Annotated in this window: 17 protein-coding genes; 11 read left to right on the forward strand and 6 right to left on the reverse strand. The window is 59.8% G+C overall.

Features of this window, described 5'->3' with window-relative positions; translation table 11 throughout:
* Positions 1-28: 28 nt before the first annotated feature.
* Both pmcY and NL116_RS27670 read left to right on the forward strand, forming a co-directional pair.
* The gene (pmcY, locus tag NL116_RS27665) at positions 29-448 is read left to right on the forward strand and encodes a periplasmic Zn2+ metallochaperone PmcY (protein ID WP_494374887.1); all 420 of its coding nucleotides are present in this window, start codon (positions 29-31) and stop codon (positions 446-448) included.
* A gap of 29 nt (positions 449-477) precedes the next feature.
* Positions 478-1383, forward strand: a complete 906-nt coding sequence (locus NL116_RS27670; protein ID WP_494374888.1) for a cation diffusion facilitator family transporter — start codon at positions 478-480, stop codon at positions 1381-1383.
* On the opposite strand, the gene NL116_RS27675 is transcribed toward NL116_RS27670, so the two are convergent.
* A complete protein-coding gene (locus tag NL116_RS27675; RefSeq protein ID WP_494374889.1) occupies positions 1368-2432 on the reverse strand; it encodes a DUF6515 family protein in 1065 nt (354 codons plus the stop codon). The two genes, NL116_RS27670 and NL116_RS27675, sit on opposite strands and share 16 nt — an antisense overlap.
* Before the next feature lie 434 nt (positions 2433-2866).
* On the opposite strand from NL116_RS27675, the gene NL116_RS27680 reads away from it, so the two are divergent.
* Both NL116_RS27680 and NL116_RS27685 read left to right on the forward strand, forming a co-directional pair.
* Positions 2867-3346 carry an Lrp/AsnC family transcriptional regulator gene (locus NL116_RS27680; RefSeq protein WP_007894448.1) on the forward strand — a complete coding sequence of 160 codons (480 nt, stop codon included), beginning with the start codon at positions 2867-2869 and terminating at the stop codon, positions 3344-3346.
* Between the two features lie 134 nt (positions 3347-3480).
* Positions 3481-3690 carry a DUF2788 domain-containing protein gene (locus NL116_RS27685; RefSeq protein WP_027924271.1) on the forward strand — a complete coding sequence of 70 codons (210 nt, stop codon included), beginning with the start codon at positions 3481-3483 and terminating at the stop codon, positions 3688-3690.
* On the opposite strand, the gene NL116_RS27690 is transcribed toward NL116_RS27685, so the two are convergent.
* From NL116_RS27690 to NL116_RS27705, 4 genes are all read right to left on the reverse strand, one after another.
* Positions 3685-4320 carry a pseudouridine synthase gene (locus NL116_RS27690; RefSeq protein WP_494374890.1) on the reverse strand — a complete coding sequence of 212 codons (636 nt, stop codon included), beginning with the start codon at positions 4318-4320 and terminating at the stop codon, positions 3685-3687. The genes NL116_RS27685 and NL116_RS27690 overlap by 6 nt on opposite strands.
* A gap of 69 nt (positions 4321-4389) precedes the next feature.
* A complete protein-coding gene (gene amn / locus NL116_RS27695; RefSeq protein WP_185045067.1) occupies positions 4390-5889 on the reverse strand; it encodes an AMP nucleosidase in 1500 nt (499 codons plus the stop codon).
* 88 nt (positions 5890-5977) lie between these two features.
* Positions 5978-7624 carry an acyl-CoA dehydrogenase family protein gene (locus NL116_RS27700; RefSeq protein ID WP_494374891.1) on the reverse strand — a complete coding sequence of 549 codons (1647 nt, stop codon included), beginning with the start codon at positions 7622-7624 and terminating at the stop codon, positions 5978-5980.
* Between the two features lie 74 nt (positions 7625-7698).
* Positions 7699-10083, reverse strand: coding sequence for a 7TM diverse intracellular signaling domain-containing protein (locus NL116_RS27705; protein ID WP_494374892.1), 2385 nt, complete (start codon positions 10081-10083; stop codon positions 7699-7701).
* Positions 10084-10408: 325 nt separating this feature from the next.
* Here NL116_RS27705 and NL116_RS27710 point away from each other — a divergent pair, with 325 nt between their 5' ends.
* The 4 genes from NL116_RS27710 to NL116_RS27725 all read left to right on the forward strand — a co-directional run bounded on the left by NL116_RS27710 (position 10409) and on the right by NL116_RS27725 (position 13940).
* Positions 10409-11206, forward strand: a complete 798-nt coding sequence (locus tag NL116_RS27710; protein ID WP_494374893.1) for a hydroxymethylpyrimidine/phosphomethylpyrimidine kinase — start codon at positions 10409-10411, stop codon at positions 11204-11206.
* A 32-nt stretch (positions 11207-11238) separates the two neighbouring features.
* Complete coding sequence (gene thiE, locus NL116_RS27715) at positions 11239-11862, forward strand: thiamine phosphate synthase (protein WP_494374894.1); 624 nt, start codon at positions 11239-11241, stop codon at positions 11860-11862.
* Positions 11863-11877: 15 nt separating this feature from the next.
* Positions 11878-13161, forward strand: a complete 1284-nt coding sequence (gene hemL, locus NL116_RS27720) for a glutamate-1-semialdehyde 2,1-aminomutase (protein WP_494374895.1) — start codon at positions 11878-11880, stop codon at positions 13159-13161.
* A 224-nt stretch (positions 13162-13385) separates the two neighbouring features.
* Positions 13386-13940, forward strand: a complete 555-nt coding sequence (locus NL116_RS27725; RefSeq protein ID WP_494374896.1) for a tetratricopeptide repeat protein — start codon at positions 13386-13388, stop codon at positions 13938-13940.
* A gap of 38 nt (positions 13941-13978) precedes the next feature.
* Here NL116_RS27725 and NL116_RS27730 read toward each other — a convergent pair whose 3' ends face one another.
* On the reverse strand, positions 13979-14308 hold the full coding sequence (locus NL116_RS27730; RefSeq protein WP_007894425.1) for a DUF1820 family protein: 330 nt from the start codon (positions 14306-14308) through the stop codon (positions 13979-13981).
* 135 nt (positions 14309-14443) lie between these two features.
* Here NL116_RS27730 and miaB point away from each other — a divergent pair, with 135 nt between their 5' ends.
* The 3 genes from miaB to ybeY all read left to right on the forward strand — a co-directional run bounded on the left by miaB (position 14444) and on the right by ybeY (position 17409).
* The gene (gene miaB / locus NL116_RS27735; RefSeq protein ID WP_494374897.1) at positions 14444-15772 is read left to right on the forward strand and encodes a tRNA (N6-isopentenyl adenosine(37)-C2)-methylthiotransferase MiaB; all 1329 of its coding nucleotides are present in this window, start codon (positions 14444-14446) and stop codon (positions 15770-15772) included.
* 145 nt (positions 15773-15917) lie between these two features.
* A complete protein-coding gene (locus NL116_RS27740) occupies positions 15918-16922 on the forward strand; it encodes a PhoH family protein (protein WP_027924281.1) in 1005 nt (334 codons plus the stop codon).
* Complete coding sequence (ybeY, locus tag NL116_RS27745; RefSeq protein WP_494374898.1) at positions 16915-17409, forward strand: rRNA maturation RNase YbeY; 495 nt, start codon at positions 16915-16917, stop codon at positions 17407-17409. Before NL116_RS27740 ends, ybeY begins: the two co-directional genes overlap by 8 nt.
* Positions 17410-17414 lie beyond the last annotated feature (5 nt).

The raw sequence follows: 17414 nt of genomic DNA on the forward strand, positions 1-17414 counted from the left end.
CGTTTTGAAATTACCCAGGAGAATTCATATGCGTGTTCCCTTTCGCCTGATTGGCGGTGTGCTGGTTGCAACCCTGCTGACCCAGCTGACCGCTTGCGGATCGATTTTCTACCCCGACCGCCGTGGGCAAATCGACGGTAAAATCGACCCGGCTATCGCCGCGCTGGACGCCGTGGGCCTGTTGTTCTACATCATTCCCGGCCTGATCGCGTTTGCGGTCGACTTCGCCACTGGTGCGATTTACTTCGAGCCAGGCAAGACCGCTCAGGTAGATCCGGAGAAGCTCAAGGAAGCGATGGGTGCCGACGGCAAGGTCGATAACCACACGTTGCAGACTATTCTGGAAACTGAACTGGGCCGCAGCTTCCCGCTGGACGACCCACGCCTGATCCAGCACAAAGGCAGCACCCAGCAACTGGCCCTGCTCGGCCTGCAACCCGCCGCTTAATCGGTGCACCCAAAGGAAAAGCTGCCCCTATGACTTCCAGCTCCGAACACGCCCGCCTGCTGCGGCTGGCGACCCGTGCCTCGGTGGCGGTGGCGTGCACGCTGATCGTCGCCAAAGCCATCGCCTGGTGGTTGAGTGGTTCGGTGAGCATGCTCGCCGGATTGACCGACTCGGCGCTCGACGGCGTCACGTCGCTGCTCAACTTGCTGGCGGTGCATTACGCCTTGCGCCCCGCCGATGACGATCATCGTTACGGGCATGGCAAGGCCGAGTCGCTGGCGGGCATGGCCCAAGCGTTATTCATTGGCGGCAGTGCGGTGTTGATTTCCATGCAGGCGATTGACCGTCTGCAACACCCGGAGCCGGTCGGCGCGCCGTGGATCAGCATCGGGGTGATCGTATTTTCCCTGGTGCTGACGGTGGCCTTGCTGATGTTGCAGCATCGCGTGGTCAAAGCCACTGGCTCTAACGCGGTGCGTGCGGATTCGCTGCACTACCGCTCGGACCTGCTGCTCAACGGCAGCATTCTGGTGGCGCTGGTGCTGGCCGGGTTTGGCTGGCATCAGGTCGACCCGTGGTTCGGCCTGGCGATTGCCGCGTACATTCTCTGGAGCGCGATTCAGATCGCCCGGGAAAGCTTTACGGTGTTGATGGATGAAGAATTGCCGCCGGATGTCAGTCAGCACATGCTTGAACTGGCGTGCAGCGTGCCGGGTGTTTTGGGGGCGCACGATTTGCGCACGCGGATTTCAGGCAACCAGTGGTTCGTGCAACTGCACCTGGAATTGCCGGGGGATTTGACGCTGTCAGTCGCCCACGGCATCAGCGATCAAGCCGCCGACGCCATCCATGCCGCCTACCCGCGAGCCGAAGTGCTGGTGCACGCCGACCCGCAGGAAGTGGTGCTGGCTGCCAAGACTCAGAACTTGACCTGATAACCACGACTGCCCAGGCAATTGCCCTGGGCCTGTCGGTAGGCTTGCACCACCGAAGGGTCAGGTTGGTAAGTGTCGGCGCGTGGATCAAAACCGCTCTGCTGCACCGCGTATTGGTAGCACTCGTAACCGTCCTGACTGACCTGTTCCGGCGACTGGCCGCTGGCCGGGTACGCCTCGACGTCATAGCCATTGCTGGACGATTGCGGCAGCGGTTGTCCCGGTGGTTCGACCACCACGTAATCCTGAGTGTTTTCTTGATAGGCGTAATACGACCCGGCTGCCAGGAACAGTAATGCCCCGCCAATCCACACTTCACGGGCGTAATCGGGCAAGTAACTGACACGGATCCCGCGCGGCGGCTGCACCACTACGTAACGCGGGCCTTGCGGGCGATACCAGTAGCCGCCGGAATAGAAGTAATCCCGACCGCCGTAAGGAACGCGGTAATCGCGATCCGGGAAGCGATCGATCACCTGACCGGGCCGATACTGCGGACCGGGTCCCCAACCGTTGCCGCGACCATTCGGGCGACCGGCCCAGTAATGATCATTGGGCCGTGCGCCCATACCGCCGGTTTGCCACTGCTGGTTGTATCCGTTGTTGTGCGGATTGTCCTGATAATAACCACGCTGCGGCTGTTGGGTCTGGCGCACGGTGTCGGGCCGGCCTTGTATCGGCAGGTCATTGGCGGGTAATTGCGGAGGTGGTGGCGGCGAGCGAACCGGGTTGTTGTAGTCGTGCTGCGGCCGTGGCTGGTTCTGATTCTGCCATTGACCGTTGTTTTGATTTTGGCCGTTATGTTCGAACTGGCGGCTGTTTTCGCCACGTATGATCTCGTTGCTCTGCGGACGCGGCTGATTATTCTGCTGATCGTTCTGCGGGCGTTGCTGACTGTTGCCATGCCCCTGACCGTTGCCCTGATGGCCATCCGACCCATGCTGCCCGCCATCGGGCCCACGGTTTTGCTGATCATCGGCCAGCGATTGCGCAGCGACACCGACACACAGCAAACCAACACCGGCCAACCGCCAGATGCGCGACTTCATGCTTTTCCTCACTGCGGGTTAGGGCCTGTACGTAAGACTGGAAAAGCACAGGCCGGTTCTGCAACAGGTTATCAGTCGCGAAACTTATTTATTGAGGGCAGAAGAGAAATCGCCGGCAAAAGAAAAGGGAGACCCGTCGGCCTCCCTTTGAGAACTTCGTCCGTGCTCGACGTTTATGACGCCGGCTCACCTCACGCCGTCTTCTGGACAGTGTGCAGCTCGGGGCCGACACATCCCCGGTGGGGGTGGCGGCCGCGACTGGCCTGATTGGGCGAGTCGCTGTGGACTGTTTGTCCGAGCAGTGATTCTGGTGATAAGAATAGGCTTGGCGCGCCGGCAGAGGATTGCGAAGATTGCTCAAATAAACATCACTTGCGCAATTTTTAACCCTGGATAGATAATCTGCCGCAATAGTTACGACAAAGGCCTGATTGATGAGCAAACTGGACCGATACGACTTGAGCATTTTGGCGGAATTGCAGCGTGACGCGCGCATCTCCAATCAGGAACTGGCCGAACGCATTGGGCTGTCACCTTCGCCATGCTCGCGCCGGGTCAAGCAACTGGAAGACGACGGCTACATCACCCGTCAGGTCGCCCTGCTCGACCGCAAAATGCTCGGTTTGAGTCTGACGGCCTATGTGCTGATCGGCATGGACCGACACACGCCGGAACGGTTCGAGAACTTCGAAGCGGCGATTCGTACGCTGCCACAGGTGCTGGAATGCAGCCTGGTAACGGGGATGGATGCGGATTATCAGTTGAAGGTGGTGGTGCCCGACATGGATCACTATCAGAAACTGTTGCTGGGGCACCTGACCCGGATTGAAGGGGTGACGAGTGTGCGGTCGAGTTTTGTGTTGAATCAGGTGCTCAATAGCACTGAATTACCGCTGACTCATTTGCGCAGCTGAGGACGCCTGCTCGCGATAGGGACGGCACAGGCGACGAATGACTGCGACACACCGACGCAGGTCAATACTTCGCCAATCCCCCGTGGCGTATACTCGCCGCGCCCTTTTAGCCGCGCCTGCGCTGGAGATGTTCGATGGATCCTGCAGTATTTGAAGAGTGGATGATGACTGGCCTGGTCAGCATCCTGATCATTTTCATGGGCTTCATCGTCTGGGATCTGGCGAAGAAGTCCAAGGCCGGACGCTTTGGCTCGATGATTCTGTTCTTTGTGCTGGGGCTGGGCGTGGCCGCGTTCGTGATCAAAAGCGTGGTGATCGGCCTGATCGAATCCGGCACGCTATAAGCGCGCCGGCACTTCCTTCCACTGGCCCTGATCGAGCCCCTCGATCGTCCAGTCTCCGATTCTGACCCGCACCAGACGCAATGTCGGCAAGCCGACCGCCGCCGTCATGCGCCGCACCTGACGGTTTCGCCCTTCGCGAATCACCAGTTCCAGCCAGCTCGTCGGCACGCTTTTGCGAAAGCGCACCGGCGGGTTGCGTGGCCACAGCGCCGGCTCTTCAAGCTGCCGCGCCTGGGCCGGCAGCGTCATGCCGTCGTTCAGTTCAACGCCATCACGCAAACGCTGCAATTGCTCGGCGCTCGGCTCGCCTTCCACCTGCACCCAATAGGTCTTGGCCAGTTTGTGTTTCGGGTCGGCGATCCGCGCCTGAAGTTGACCATCGTTGGTCAGCAACAATAAACCTTCGCTGTCGCGGTCCAGCCGTCCCGCCGGATAGATCCCCGGAATCTCGATGTAATCCTTGAGCGTCGCCCGCCCATCTCCGTCGCTGAATTGGGTCAGCACGTCGAACGGTTTGTTGAACAGGATCAGCTTCGGCTCGGCTGGCGGCGCTTTGGCGACACGGCGCGGTGCCGAGGTCGGAGTATGAGCGCCAGGACGGCGAGTTGCGAGACGTGGTGGACGGGGCATGAGGAAAGAAACATCTAACGGTCAGGGCTGCCAATGCTAGTGCCCTGACCGTCAAATGACCATCACGAATCAGCGGAACGGCGGCTCGTCAAAGCTGCGCAGTTTGCGCGAGTGCAGCGAGTTGAGTTCGGTGCGCAACAGATCCACCGCTTCAATGCCGATCTTCAAGTGCTGGCTGACCGCGCGCTCATAGAAGGCGTTGGCCGAGCCCGGCAGCTTGATTTCGCTGTGCAACGGTTTGTCCGAAACACACAGCAACGTGCCGTAAGGCACCCGCAACCGATAGCCCTGGGCGGCGATAGTGCCGCTTTCCATGTCCACGGCGACAGCGCGAGACAGGTTGATCAACGGGCGTTCCTGCGCCCAGCGCAGTTCCCAGTTACGGTCGTCATACGTCAGTACCGTGCCGGTGCGCAGGCGTTTCTTCAGCTCGTCGCCTTTTTCGCCGGTGATGTTGGCCGCCGCTTGCTGCAACGCCATCTGCACTTCAGCCAAGGCCGGAATCGGAATGTTCGGCGGCACGACCCGGTCGAGAATCCCGTCGCGGCGCATGTAAGCGTGCGCCAGCACGTAGTCGCCAATGGTCTGTGACTGACGCAAGCCGCCGCAATGGCCGATCATCAGCCAGCAATGCGGGCGCAACACCGCCAGGTGGTCGGTAATGTTCTTGGCGTTGGACGGGCCGACGCCGATGTTGACCAGCGTCACGCCGTGGCCATCGCTGGCGATCAGGTGGTAGGCCGGCATCTGGTAACGGTGCCAGACCACACCCGCCGCAATCGCCGAGGCTTCGCCGTGGTCCATGCTCTTTTCGATAATCACATTGCCCGGCAAGACCATGCGCACAAAACGCGGGTCGCTGCGCAATTGCTCCAGGCCATGGACGATGAACTGGTCAACGTAGCGGTGGTAGTTGGTCAGCAGGATCCACGGCTGCACATGACGCCAGTCACTGCCGGTGTAATGCACCAGCCGACGCAGGGAAAAGTCCACCCGCGCGGCGTCGAACAGTGCCAGCGGTAGCGGATCGGTGTTTTCCCAATCGTACAAACCATCGGCAATGCCATCGGTCGCAGCGGACAAGTCGGTACTCGGGAATACCCGCGCCAGCACCGCCGCAGTTACGCCGGAGCCGGCCAGCTCATCGCCCTGCTCGACCACATACGGATAAGGAATGTTCTGCTGACTGACGCCGACTTCGACGGTCACGGTGAAGTCGTGCATCAGCGGCACGAGCTGTTCCAGCAGGTATTTACGGAAAGCCGCCGGATGGGTGACGGTGACGCTGTAGGTCCCGGGCAGTTGAACCTTGGCATAAGCGCGCGTGGTCTGCGGGACTTCGCCCTGGCAGTGATAGGTCAGACGCAGTTCGGGATAACGAAACATCGCACGCTGTTCGGCGTCCGGTTCGACACGATCCTTGAGGTAACGCTTGAGCGCCTGGTTCAGCGCGGTGGTTGCACGATTGTGCAAGAGCGCAAGCCGGTCCACGGCTTGCTCGGCGGTTTGAACGACAATAAAAGCTTCGGTCACGATCAGCATCCTGTGTTCTGACTTGCAGACCTTCATCTTGCCTGCATCGTCGCTTCACGGGAACAGTGGCATGCTGATTCACCGCTCCTGAGCACACCACCGCTCCCACAGGGTTCTGAGTCGATCACATATGTGGGGTCGACCGGGCCACAATCGCTTCCACATCCAGCCCACGCGGCAACGCGCCATACGCCCGACCGGCTGAGCCGAGACGACTGGCAATAAACGCATCGCTGACCGTCGCATTTCCCGCCTCCAGCAGCAGCTTGGCCTGAAGCCCCAGCGCGATGTCTTCGGTCAATTGCCGCGCGCGGTATTGGATGTCGCGGGTGTCCTTGAACGCCGCCTGCAACTGGCTGATGTGCGCGGCCAGGCGTTTGTCGCCATGGCCATCACCCAGTTCGTTGAACAACACATCCAGCACGCCCGGTTCCTTCGACAAGGCGCGCAACACATCCAGGCACTGCACATTGCCGGAACCTTCCCACGTCGAATTGACCGGCGCCTCCCGATACAGGCGCGGCAGGATGCTTTCTTCGACATACCCGGCACCGCCCATACATTCCGCCGCTTCGTTGATCATCGCGGGCGCGCGTTTGCAGATCCAGTATTTGCCCACCGCCGTCACCAGCCGGGCGAATTTCGCTTCATGGCTATTGCCCTGGTGATCCAGCGCCTTGCCCATGCGCAGGCTCAAGGCCAGGGCGGCTTCGCTTTCCAGTGCCAGATCAGCGAGAACGTTTTGCATCAACGGTTGTTCGCTGAGCAGCTTGCCACTGACCAAACGGTGAGCGCAGTGATGGCTGGCTTGGGTCAGGGCCTGGCGCATCAGTGCGCTGGAGCCGACCATGCAATCGAAGCGGGTCATGGCGACCATCTCGATGATGGTCGGCACGCCCCGCCCTTCCTCGCCGATCATCCACGCCAGTGCCCCACGGAACTCCACTTCGCTGGAGGCGTTGGAGCAATTGCCCAGTTTGTTTTTCAGGCGCTGGATGTAGAACTGATTACGCGTATCGTCGGGACGATGGCGCGGCAGCAGGAAACAGGTCAACCCTTTGTCCGTTTGTGCCAGGGTCAGGAAGGCATCGCACATCGGCGCCGAACAGAACCACTTGTGCCCCACCAGTTCGTAAGCCTGGCCCGGACCACCGGCGCCGACCGGATACGCCTTGGTGGTGTTGGCGCGCACGTCGGTGCCGCCCTGCTTCTCGGTCATGGCCATGCCAATGGTTACACCGGCCTTGTGGGCCATGCCGACGTTACGCGGGTCGTATTCGGTCGACAGGATTTTCGGCAGCCACTGCTCGGCCAGATCCGGTTGCAAGCGCATCGCCGGGACGCTGGCGAAGGTCATGGTCAACGGGCAACCGCTACCGGCCTCGGCCTGGCTGTGCAGATAGCTCATGGACGCGCGGGCGACATGCGCACCGGATTGCGGATGCGTCCAGGGCAACGACGTCAGTCCGTGCTCGACGGCGGTGCGCATCAATTGGTGATAGGCCGGGTGGAACTCCACCAGATCGATGCGATGGCCATAACGGTCATGACTGACGAATACGGGTTTGTTCTGATTGGCGAGGAACCCGGCCTCCATCAGGGACCCGCCGGCCAGTGCGCCATAGGCGTCGATCCGCGACTCGGCCCAACCGGCCCCGAACCGTCGCGACCACTCCTGCAGCGGCAGGTCAATGCGGTAGAGGTTGGTGCCGTCCAGCGACGGTGGCTGGTTGGTGACTTCGTGGGTTTCGGCGAACTGATGCAGGTTCATGACGGGGCTCCTTCGGATCAGCCAAGGAATTCAGTTAAGCACTGCCCCGTGGCTGAACAAAGTGGCATATGCGCCTAACTGTCGGCGCTTTCGCCCTGTCTAGGGCACAACACCCGGCGGTACAGCGCAGCCTGCAAATCTTCGAATTTCACCGGTTTGTTCAAGTAATCGATCATGTCACCGGTCGGGCAGCGTTCGCGATCGACGCTGAGTGCGACCACGAACACCGGCAACTCGGCGCAGCCCGGCAGGTCGCGGATCTGGCAGCACAACGAGTGGCCATCCAGAGGGGGCAATTGGCAGTCAAGCAACACCGCATCAAAGGTTTCACGCTGTAACTGATCGAGCGCCGCCACGCCGTTATCCGCGGAACGCACCCGAAACCCGAGCTTGAGCAACATGCCGCGCATCACCAACTGGTTGACGCTGTTATTGTCGACCAGCAACACGCTGCAATCCTGAGGCAAGCGCAAACGCGTGGGGTCGCCACTCATCATCGGTATCGGCGGTCGCTCTACCACGGCCACTTCAAATTCGACATCCAGCTGGAAGCGGCTACCGCTACCCGGCTCCGAACGGTGCGTCAGGCGCCCACCGAGCAATTCGACCAGTTGCCGACAAATCGCCAGGCCCACGCCCAAACCGCCGTACTCGCGCGTCATTGAACCGTCGAGCTGGAAGAAACGCTGATACATAGTCGCCTCCCCCAGATCGGTGAAACCGATGCCGGTGTCGATCACCGCAAACGACAACGGCAGCCGACCGTTTTTCACCGGTTTACCCGTCACCCGCAGCGCGAGTCCGCCGACCCGGGTGAACTTGATTGCGTTGTCCAGCAAGCATTCCAGGCACTGCGCCAGTTTGACGCTGTCGCCGTGCAAGCGGTCCGGCAGCCCCGAAGTGACGTCGACTTTGAAGTCCAGCGACTTGCTCGAGGCATTGCCCTCGAACTGAGTCCGCAAGGCGTCGACCACACCGCGCAAACTGAATGTTGCCGCAGTGGCTTTGAGTTTGCCGGCCTGCAACTCGGTCAGGGTCAGGATGCCGTTAACCATGCGCATCATGTCTCGCGCCGAGCCGGCGGCGGTTTGCTGGTATTGCTCCAGCTCTGGGTCCATCTCGACCGTTTGCATCAACTCCAGCGAACCGATCACGCCATTCATGGGGGTGCGCAATTCGTGGGTCAACGTGGCGAGGAATTCGTCTTTTAGCTTGTTACTGTGGGCCAGTTGCTGGTTCAGTACTTCAAGCTTTTGCCCGGCGTCGAACAATGTTTGCGCTTGCTGCTCGCGCATTGCGTTGATGCGGTCGGCCAGGGCCAGCGACAACAAGGCGACTTCGATCGCCGAGCCGATCTGGCTGGAGTACATGGTCAGGAACACGTTGGGCAGGTAACCCAGCACCATCAGCGTGTTGACGATGCCGCCGAGCAAAAACGCCGACCAGGCAATGATGAAGTAGCGCGCCACCCGCAGGCCGCGAAGCCAGGCACACAACCCGGCGGCGAAAATCACCACGGTGAAGGTCAAGGCCAACGCCGTGGCCAGGCGCAAGGACAGGGCGTAACTGGCCATCAATGACAGCCCGATCACCACCGCGCTGAACGCAATCAACGCCAGCAACAAGCAGTCGAGCCAGCGCCCGTAAGAGCCGGTTTGCAAGAAGCTACGGGCGAACTGGCTGCCGAAGAGCCCTGCGCAGCCGATGAAGAACGGCGTGGCCGCGTTCGCCCACCATGGATTGTTCGGCCAGAAATACTGCACCGCCGCGCCATTGACCGACAGTTGGTACAGGCCGAACGAGGCGATGTAGAAGATGTAATACAGGTAACTGGTGTCACGCACGCTGAGGTAGATGAACAGGTTGTACACCAGCATTCCCAGCAACACGCCGTAGATCAACCCCAACACATAGAGGCGCACCGGTTGTTCTTCGAGGAACGCGGTGCTCGACCACAAGGTGACCGGTGCCTGGATCGAGCCTTCACTTTGCAGGCGCAAGTAGACGGTTTGCGCCTGGTCAGGGGTGAAATTCAAATCGAACAGGTAATTGTTCTGGCGGATCTCGCGACTGGCAAATGGCAAGGCATCGCCGGTCTGCCGCACCAATTGGTAGCTGCCGGTAGCATCGGGCAAGTACAGATCAAGGTGATCGAGGGGCGGATAAGCCAGTTCGAGCAACCAGGTGCGTTGCGCAGCGGGGTTGGTCGGGCGGTAATGCAGATCGATTTTCAGCCAGAACACCGAACGCGAATAACCGGCGTTGAGCGTGGCGTTGTCGTGAGGTTTGAAGTTTCCGGCCGCCGCCTGCGCACGAACATCGGCGATGGTCGCCTGACCACCCGCGTCTTCGTACACTTGCATGACTCGGCCCAGGGGAAGGCTCTGGGTGAATTCGTCGAACTCGACGGCGCTCGCCATGAGGGGCAAGCAAAGCAGCAACATCAGCAAATAGCGCATTTAAGCCCCAGCGTGGCCTGTCCGGTTATCTCAAAAGCCCCTCATTCCCTTTGAGTAGACATAAAACCGGTATTACCTGTTATTGGTTTGGATCCACTCTAGCATAGCCGTTGATGGCCATTGAACACCATTGAAAGTTTTACTTAAAAGGCTCTAGCACAGGTGTTCCAGCGATAAATTTTGCCAAAGACCTGCCGACCTGCTCAGGTTATGTCAATGCATCGGCCGTTTTGTTCATTCCTGTAGCAGCCAGACGCAGGCTTCGCCAGCGGCTACAGGGTCCGTCTCATGACTCGTTGGTCGACTGGTGGTAAGCTCGCGCACCATGAATATCTACAGCTCTCGCCCCGTTGTCCTCTGTCTCTCCGGCCACGACCCAAGTGGTGGCGCCGGCTTGCAGGCAGATATCGAAGCCCTGCTCGCTCAGGGTTGTCATGCGGCCCCGGCCGTCACCGCCCTGACCGTGCAAGACACGGTCAACGTCACTGACTTTCGCGTCCTCGACCGTGAGTGGGTGTTGGCCCAGGCCAATGCCGTGCTCAACGATTCCGACGTCGCCGCGGTGAAACTGGGCATGCTCGGTTCCCTGGAGATGGTCGACACCGTTGTCGAACTGCTCACGGCACACCCGCATTTGCCAGTGGTCTGCGACCCGGTGCTGCGCGCCGGCGGTGGCGGACGACTGGGCAAAGATGAAGTCGGCTACGCCATGCGCGAACGCCTGCTGCCCCTGTCCATCATCGCCACCCCTAACCTTCCCGAAGCGCGCATCCTCGCCGAACTGCCAGAAGGCACGGCCGACGAATGCGCCGAAAAACTCCTGCCATTCGTCAAACACCTGCTGATCACCGGCGGCCATGGTGACGAACACGAAATCCACAATCGCCTGTACAGCCGTGACGGTCACCGCGAAACCTTTACCTGCCAGCGCTTGCCCGGCAGTTATCACGGCTCCGGCTGCACGCTGGCCAGCGCCCTGGCCGGTCGTCTGGCCCAAGGGGAAAACCTCGCCAGCGCCGTGCAGACCGCGCTTAACTACACATGGCGAACCCTGCGTGATGCGGAGCAACTGGGCAAAGGCCAGTTCGTGCCGCGGCGTCTGCCGCTGGATTTCTGTTCGTAACTTTTGATGCGTAAAGCGCCGAGGCTTGTCCGATGAAACTACGTGGCCTGTACGCCATTACCGATAGCCAGTTGCTGGCCGGTAAATTTCTTTCGTACGTGGAGGCGGCGCTGGAAGGCGGCGTCACCTTGCTGCAATACCGCGACAAGACCAGCGACGAGGCCCGGCGCCTGCGTGAGGCCGAGGCACTGCGCGATTTGTGTGATCGCTATAAGACTCAGTTGATCATCAACGACGATGCCGAACTCGCGGCGCGCCTGAACGTGGGCGTGCATCTGGGGCAGACCGATGGTCCGTTGTCTCCGACCCGCGCCCTGCTCGGTCGCAAAGCCATCATCGGTTCGACCTGCCACGCACAACTCGAACTCGCCGAACAGGCTGCCAAAGAAGGTGCGAGCTACGTCGCCTTCGGCCGTTTCTTCAATTCCAACACCAAACCCGGCGCACCGACTTGCAGCCTCGAACTGCTTGACCAGGCCCGCCGCACACTGCACCTGCCGATCTGCGCGATTGGTGGCATCACCCTGGAAAACGCCGCGCCACTGGTAGCCCATGGGGTTGACCTGCTGGCGGTTGTCCACGGCCTGTTTGGCGCCGAGAGCCCGGCTGAGGTGACACGCCGTGCCCGCGCCTTTAACGAATTACTTAAAGTCTGATTTGAGAGCCCGACCATGTCTCGTTCCGAAACCCTGTTTGCCAATGCCCAGAAACACATTCCCGGTGGCGTGAACTCGCCAGTGCGCGCGTTTAAAAGCGTTGGCGGCACCCCGTTGTTTTTCAAACACGCTGAAGGCGCCTACGTCACCGACGAAGACGACAAGCGTTATGTAGATTACGTCGGCTCCTGGGGCCCGATGATCCTCGGCCACAGCCATCCGGACGTGCTGGACGCGGTGCGTAAACAGCTGGAACACGGGTTGTCCTACGGTGCCCCGACCGCAATGGAAACCGAGATGGCGGACCTGGTCTGCTCGATCGTGCCGTCGATGGAAATGGTGCGCATGGTCAGCTCCGGCACCGAAGCGACCATGAGCGCGATCCGTCTGGCCCGTGGTTTCACCGGTCGCGACAGCATCATCAAGTTCGAAGGCTGCTACCACGGTCACTCCGACAGCCTGCTGGTCAAGGCCGGCTCCGGCGCATTGACCCAAGGCGTGCCGAGCTCGGCCGGCGTGCCGGCGGACTTCGCCAAACACACCCTGACCCTGCCGTTCAACGACATCGACGCGGTGGAAACCATGCTCGCCGAAGTCGGCCAGGACGTGGCGTGCATTATTGTCGAGCCAGTGGCCGGCAACATGAACTGCGTACCCCCGGCGCCAGGTTTCCTCGAAGGCCTGCGGACCCTCTGCGACAAGCACGGTGTGGTGCTGATTTTCGACGAAGTGATGACTGGTTTTCGCGTGGCCCTCGGCGGTGCACAGGCTCACTTCGGCGTAACGCCGGACCTGAGCACTTTTGGCAAGATCATCGGCGGCGGCATGCCGGTCGGCTGCTTCGGCGGCAAACGTGAAATCATGTCGCACATCGCGCCACTGGGCCCGGTGTACCAGGCGGGCACATTGTCCGGTAACCCGCTGGCCATGGCCGCCGGCCTGACCACCCTGCGCCTGATCAGCCGTCCAGGCTTCCATGCCGAGCTGAGCGAATACACCAGCCGCCTGCTCGATGGCCTGCAACAACGCGCCGATGCGGCGGGCATTCCGTTCGTGACCACACAAGCGGGCGGCATGTTTGGCCTGTACTTCAGTGGTGCAGACGACATCGTGACCTTCGATGACGTGATGGCCAGCGATGCCGCCCTGTTCGGGCGATTCTTCCACCTGATGCTCGAAGGCGGCGTGTACCTGGCGCCGAGCGCATTCGAAGCCGGCTTCACCTCGATCGCTCACGGCGAAGCCGAATTGAAACTGACGCTGGATGCTGCCGAACGCGCATTCGCAGCATTGAAATAACGCAGTGCCGCTGACGTTGGCGTCTGCCAGCGTCAGCTTTCACCTACATTTGCACCATTATTCCTACGCTACTGCCAAGAATCTCCCGCAAATTGGGCGATATATTCCCCGCGCAGCAGAAAAACGAGTAAAGACTTTGTAAGGTTGGCCCTGCTTATTTCATAATGCGCGCTTATTGGATCCCTCGATGGGTCCGCGCGCCCTTCAGAGGTAAGTCGATTCTCATGAACCGCACCGGCCGCGCCCTTGCACTGGGCTGCCTGTTGCTCCTTCAGCCCCTGCTCGCGAACGCACAAGCGGGCGGCAACTCGTTGTTAATCCCAGCGATGGGTCGCTGCACCCTCAATACTCAGCCGCAAGACCTGACGCAAGCCCTCGCTGCCTGCCAGAAAGCGTCGGACGAAGGGGATGCGCAAGCGCAATACGAGTTGGGTGAGTTTTACTACGAAGGCAAAAACGCGCCACGCGACCTCAATCAGGCCCTCAGCTATTTCGAAAAAGCCTCGCTGCAAGGCCACGCCCAGGCCCAATTCAAACTGGGCACCATGTTCTTCAGAGGCGAAGGCGTTCAGGCCAATAACGTTCAGGCTTACATTCTGCTGAAAATGGCTGCGGTCAACGGTGCTGAAGATGCGCTGGACACCGCCGACGAAGTCACCGAGAAAATGCCGCGCGAAGAGTTGGAAGTGGCGACTCAGGTACTGGGGCAAATCTTTCGTAAATACCTGATGGAATTGCAGAGTGCGGATGGGCGAACGCCTTTTGCACCTTTACCCTGATTCCTGCGCCGAACTTTCTGGCAACTCGGTTTTAAGACTTACTTCTCAGGCATCGGCATCGGAAACGGCATGACGTTGCCGACCGCGCCACGAGCTTCGCTGATTTTCGGCGTACCCAGACGCTCTACCTCGTCGATGCGCACAATCGAATGCATCGGCACAAAACTGCGCACCACGCCTTCGAACTGAGCCTTGAGCTTTTCTTCGCTCGGATCGACGACCACTTGCGTGCGCTCGCCAAAGACGAACTCTTCCACTTCCAGAAAGCCCCACAGATCACTTTGATAGATCTGCTTGGCATACATTTCGTACACCTGGCCCTGGTTGAGGAAAATCACCTTGTAGATTGGAGCTTCACGTTTGGTCATGGCGGGCGAGCAACACATTTGGGGATAAAAATGAGGGCGCGAACTATAGCATAGCCGCCGGACGCACAGCGGTAGGAACCTTGAGACATGTTCCCTATAATGCGCGGTTCTTTGAATCACGTGATGACTCTGTCCATGGCCAAGAAGCTTTACATCGAAACCCACGGTTGTCAGATGAACGAGTACGACAGCTCGCGCATGGTCGACTTGCTGGGTGAACACCAGGCCCTGGAAGTCACCGCTCGGGCTGAAGACGCCGACGTGATCCTGCTCAACACCTGTTCCATTCGCGAACGCGCCCAGGACCGGGTGTATTCCCAGCTCGGCCGCTGGCGTGAACTGAAACTCGCCAACCCGGACATGGTGATCGCCGTCGGCGGTTGCGTGGCCAGTCAGGAAGGCGCGGCCATTCGTGATCGCGCGCCGTATGTCGACGTGGTCTTCGGCCCGCAAACCCTGCACCGCCTGCCAGAAATGATCGACGCCGCGCGCGCCACCAAGCTGCCGCAAGTCGACGTCTCGTTTCCGGAAATCGAAAAATTCGACCACTTGCCCGAGCCGCGCATTGATGGCCCAAGCGCTTATGTGTCGGTGATGGAAGGCTGCAGCAAGTACTGCACTTTCTGTGTGGTGCCCTATACCCGCGGTGAAGAAGTCAGCCGCCCGTTCGACGATGTGATTGCCGAGATCATCCACCTGGCAGAAAACGGCGTGCGCGAAGTGACGCTGCTGGGTCAGAACGTCAACGGTTATCGCGGCACTACCCATGATGGACGCCTGGCCGATCTGGCCGAGCTGATCCGCGTCGTGGCAGCTGTCGATGGCATCGACCGGATTCGCTACACCACGTCGCACCCGCTGGAGTTTTCCGACAGCCTGATCCAGGCCCATGCCGATGTGCCGGAACTGGTCAAACACCTGCATTTACCGGTGCAGTCGGGGTCGGACCGGATTCTCTCGGCGATGAAGCGCAACCACACCGCGCTGGAATACAAATCCAAACTGCGCAAACTGCGGGCCGCCGTGCCGGGTATTTGCATCAGTTCGGACTTCATTGTCGGCTTCCCGGGTGAAACCGAGAAAGACTTCCAACAGACCATGAAGTTGATCGAAGACGTCGGTTTCGACTTCTCCTACTCGTTCGTCTACAGCCAACGCCCCGGTACTCCGGCGGCCGACCTGGCTGACGAGACACCGGAAGAGTTGAAGAAAGAGCGCCTGAATGCCCTGCAACATCGCCTGAATCAGCAAGGTTTCGAAATCAGCCGACAAATGGTCGGTTCGATCCAGCGGATCCTGGTGACCGATTACTCGAAAAAAGACCCCGGCGAGCTGCAAGGCCGGACCGAAAACAACCGTATCGTCAACTTCCGTTGCGACAATCCAACCTTGATTGGCCAGTTCGCCGACGTGCACATTGATGCCGCACAACCGCACTCGCTGCGGGGCTCGCTCATTCAATAACGCCACATTCCACCTGTAGGAGTGAGCCTGCTCGGCTCCTGCAGGAGCTGTGATTGACCTTGCGATATTTAAGAGCTTTCGCACCCGCGCCACTGGCGTTATCCTTGATTTCATCTTAATTGCCCCAGGGCGGCTAAATACGACCTTGAACGCACCCATAGAACCGCATCGTTTCATCCTTGAGCCCTTTGAGGCTCGCCGCTTCGCCAATCTGTGCGGGCAATTCGACGAGCATTTGCGCTTGATCGAACAGCGCCTGACCATTGAGATCCGCAACCGCGGAAACCAGTTCGAATTGATCGGCGAACCTAAACACACCACCTCCGCGGAAAACCTCCTGCGCCGTCTGTACCGGGAAACCAAGGGTACCGAGCTGTCGCCGGACATGGTTCACCTGTTCCTGCAGGAATCAGCCGTCGAAGAGCTGGATAACGTCTCCCCCTCCGAACCCTCCGTAGCGCTGCGCACCAAAAAAGGCATGATTCGCCCTCGCGGCTTGAATCAACTGCGCTATGTGAAAGAAATTCTCGGTAATGACATCAACTTCGGCATCGGCCCTGCCGGTACCGGCAAGACGTATCTGGCGGTGGCCTGCGCGGTAGACGCGCTGGAACGCGAGCAGATTCGCCGCATCCTGCTGGTTCGCCCGGCGGTTGAAGCTGGCGAAAAGCTCGGTTTCCTGCCCGGCGATTTGTCGCAGAAGATCGACCCGTACCTGCGCCCGCTCTATGACGCGCTCTACGAAATGCTCGGCTTCGAACACGTTGCCAAGCTGATCGAGCGCCAGGTCATCGAAGTGGCACCGCTGGCTTACATGCGCGGTCGCACGCTCAACAACAGTTTCATTATTCTCGACGAAAGCCAGAACACCACCGTCGAGCAAATGAAAATGTTCCTGACCCGTATCGGCTTTGGGTCCACCGCGGTCATCACCGGTGACATTACCCAGGTCGACCTGCCGAAAGGCACCAAATCCGGGCTGCACCATGTGATCGAGGTGCTCAAGGACGTGCCGGGTATCAGCTTCACCCACTTCATGCCCAAGGACGTTGTACGCCATCCATTGGTGCAGCGCATTGTCGAAGCCTACGAGCGCTTCGAAAATCGCGTGACCGAGGAAGCACCCAAGGACAATCGCCGCGATGCTTGAGCTTGATCTGCAACTGGCGACACAAGCGTCCGCCCCCGGCGAAGCCGAGTTCCGCCAATGGTGCGAACTCGCCCTGCGCCAGCGCACTGCCGACTCCGAAATGACCATTCGCCTGGTCGACGAAGCAGAAGGCCGCGAACTGAATCACACCTGGCGGCAAAAGGATTACGCCACAAACGTTCTGTCGTTCCCCGCCGACGTGCCCGACGAATTTCTGGATATCCCGCTGCTGGGCGATCTGGTGATCTGTGTGGCCGTGGTCGAGCGCGAAGCCGCCGAACAAGGCAAGGAATTGAAGGCCCATTGGGCACATCTGGTGATTCACGGTTGCTTGCATCTACTGGGTTACGACCATATAGATGACGACGAAGCCGAAGAAATGGAAGCACTGGAACGAACGTTGCTTGCAGAGTTGGGCTATCCAGACCCCTATGTGGACGACGAAACCGAAACATCCCCTATCGTTACAACAAAGGATTCAGAGTAATCGCT

The organism is Pseudomonas sp. FBCC-B1667, assembly GCF_059133255.1.

Bases quoted from the DNA above. Each gene is read 5' to 3' on its own strand.
- pmcY (WP_494374887.1), top strand. From the start codon at position 29: ATGCGTGTTCCCTTTCGCCTGATTGGCGGTGTGCTGGTTGCAACCCTG.
- NL116_RS27670 (WP_494374888.1), top strand. From the start codon at position 478: ATGACTTCCAGCTCCGAACACGCCCGCCTGCTGCGGCTGGCGACCCGT.
- NL116_RS27675 (WP_494374889.1), bottom strand. From the start codon at position 2,432: ATGAAGTCGCGCATCTGGCGGTTGGCCGGTGTTGGTTTGCTGTGTGTC.
- NL116_RS27680 (WP_007894448.1), top strand. From the start codon at position 2,867: ATGAGCAAACTGGACCGATACGACTTGAGCATTTTGGCGGAATTGCAG.
- NL116_RS27685 (WP_027924271.1), top strand. From the start codon at position 3,481: ATGGATCCTGCAGTATTTGAAGAGTGGATGATGACTGGCCTGGTCAGC.
- NL116_RS27690 (WP_494374890.1), bottom strand. From the start codon at position 4,320: ATGCCCCGTCCACCACGTCTCGCAACTCGCCGTCCTGGCGCTCATACT.
- amn (WP_185045067.1), bottom strand. From the start codon at position 5,889: ATGAAGGTCTGCAAGTCAGAACACAGGATGCTGATCGTGACCGAAGCT.
- NL116_RS27700 (WP_494374891.1), bottom strand. From the start codon at position 7,624: ATGAACCTGCATCAGTTCGCCGAAACCCACGAAGTCACCAACCAGCCA.
- NL116_RS27705 (WP_494374892.1), bottom strand. From the start codon at position 10,083: ATGCGCTATTTGCTGATGTTGCTGCTTTGCTTGCCCCTCATGGCGAGC.
- NL116_RS27710 (WP_494374893.1), top strand. From the start codon at position 10,409: ATGAATATCTACAGCTCTCGCCCCGTTGTCCTCTGTCTCTCCGGCCAC.
- thiE (WP_494374894.1), top strand. From the start codon at position 11,239: ATGAAACTACGTGGCCTGTACGCCATTACCGATAGCCAGTTGCTGGCC.
- hemL (WP_494374895.1), top strand. From the start codon at position 11,878: ATGTCTCGTTCCGAAACCCTGTTTGCCAATGCCCAGAAACACATTCCC.
- NL116_RS27725 (WP_494374896.1), top strand. From the start codon at position 13,386: ATGAACCGCACCGGCCGCGCCCTTGCACTGGGCTGCCTGTTGCTCCTT.
- NL116_RS27730 (WP_007894425.1), bottom strand. From the start codon at position 14,308: ATGACCAAACGTGAAGCTCCAATCTACAAGGTGATTTTCCTCAACCAG.
- miaB (WP_494374897.1), top strand. From the start codon at position 14,444: ATGGCCAAGAAGCTTTACATCGAAACCCACGGTTGTCAGATGAACGAG.
- ybeY (WP_494374898.1), top strand. From the start codon at position 16,915: ATGCTTGAGCTTGATCTGCAACTGGCGACACAAGCGTCCGCCCCCGGC.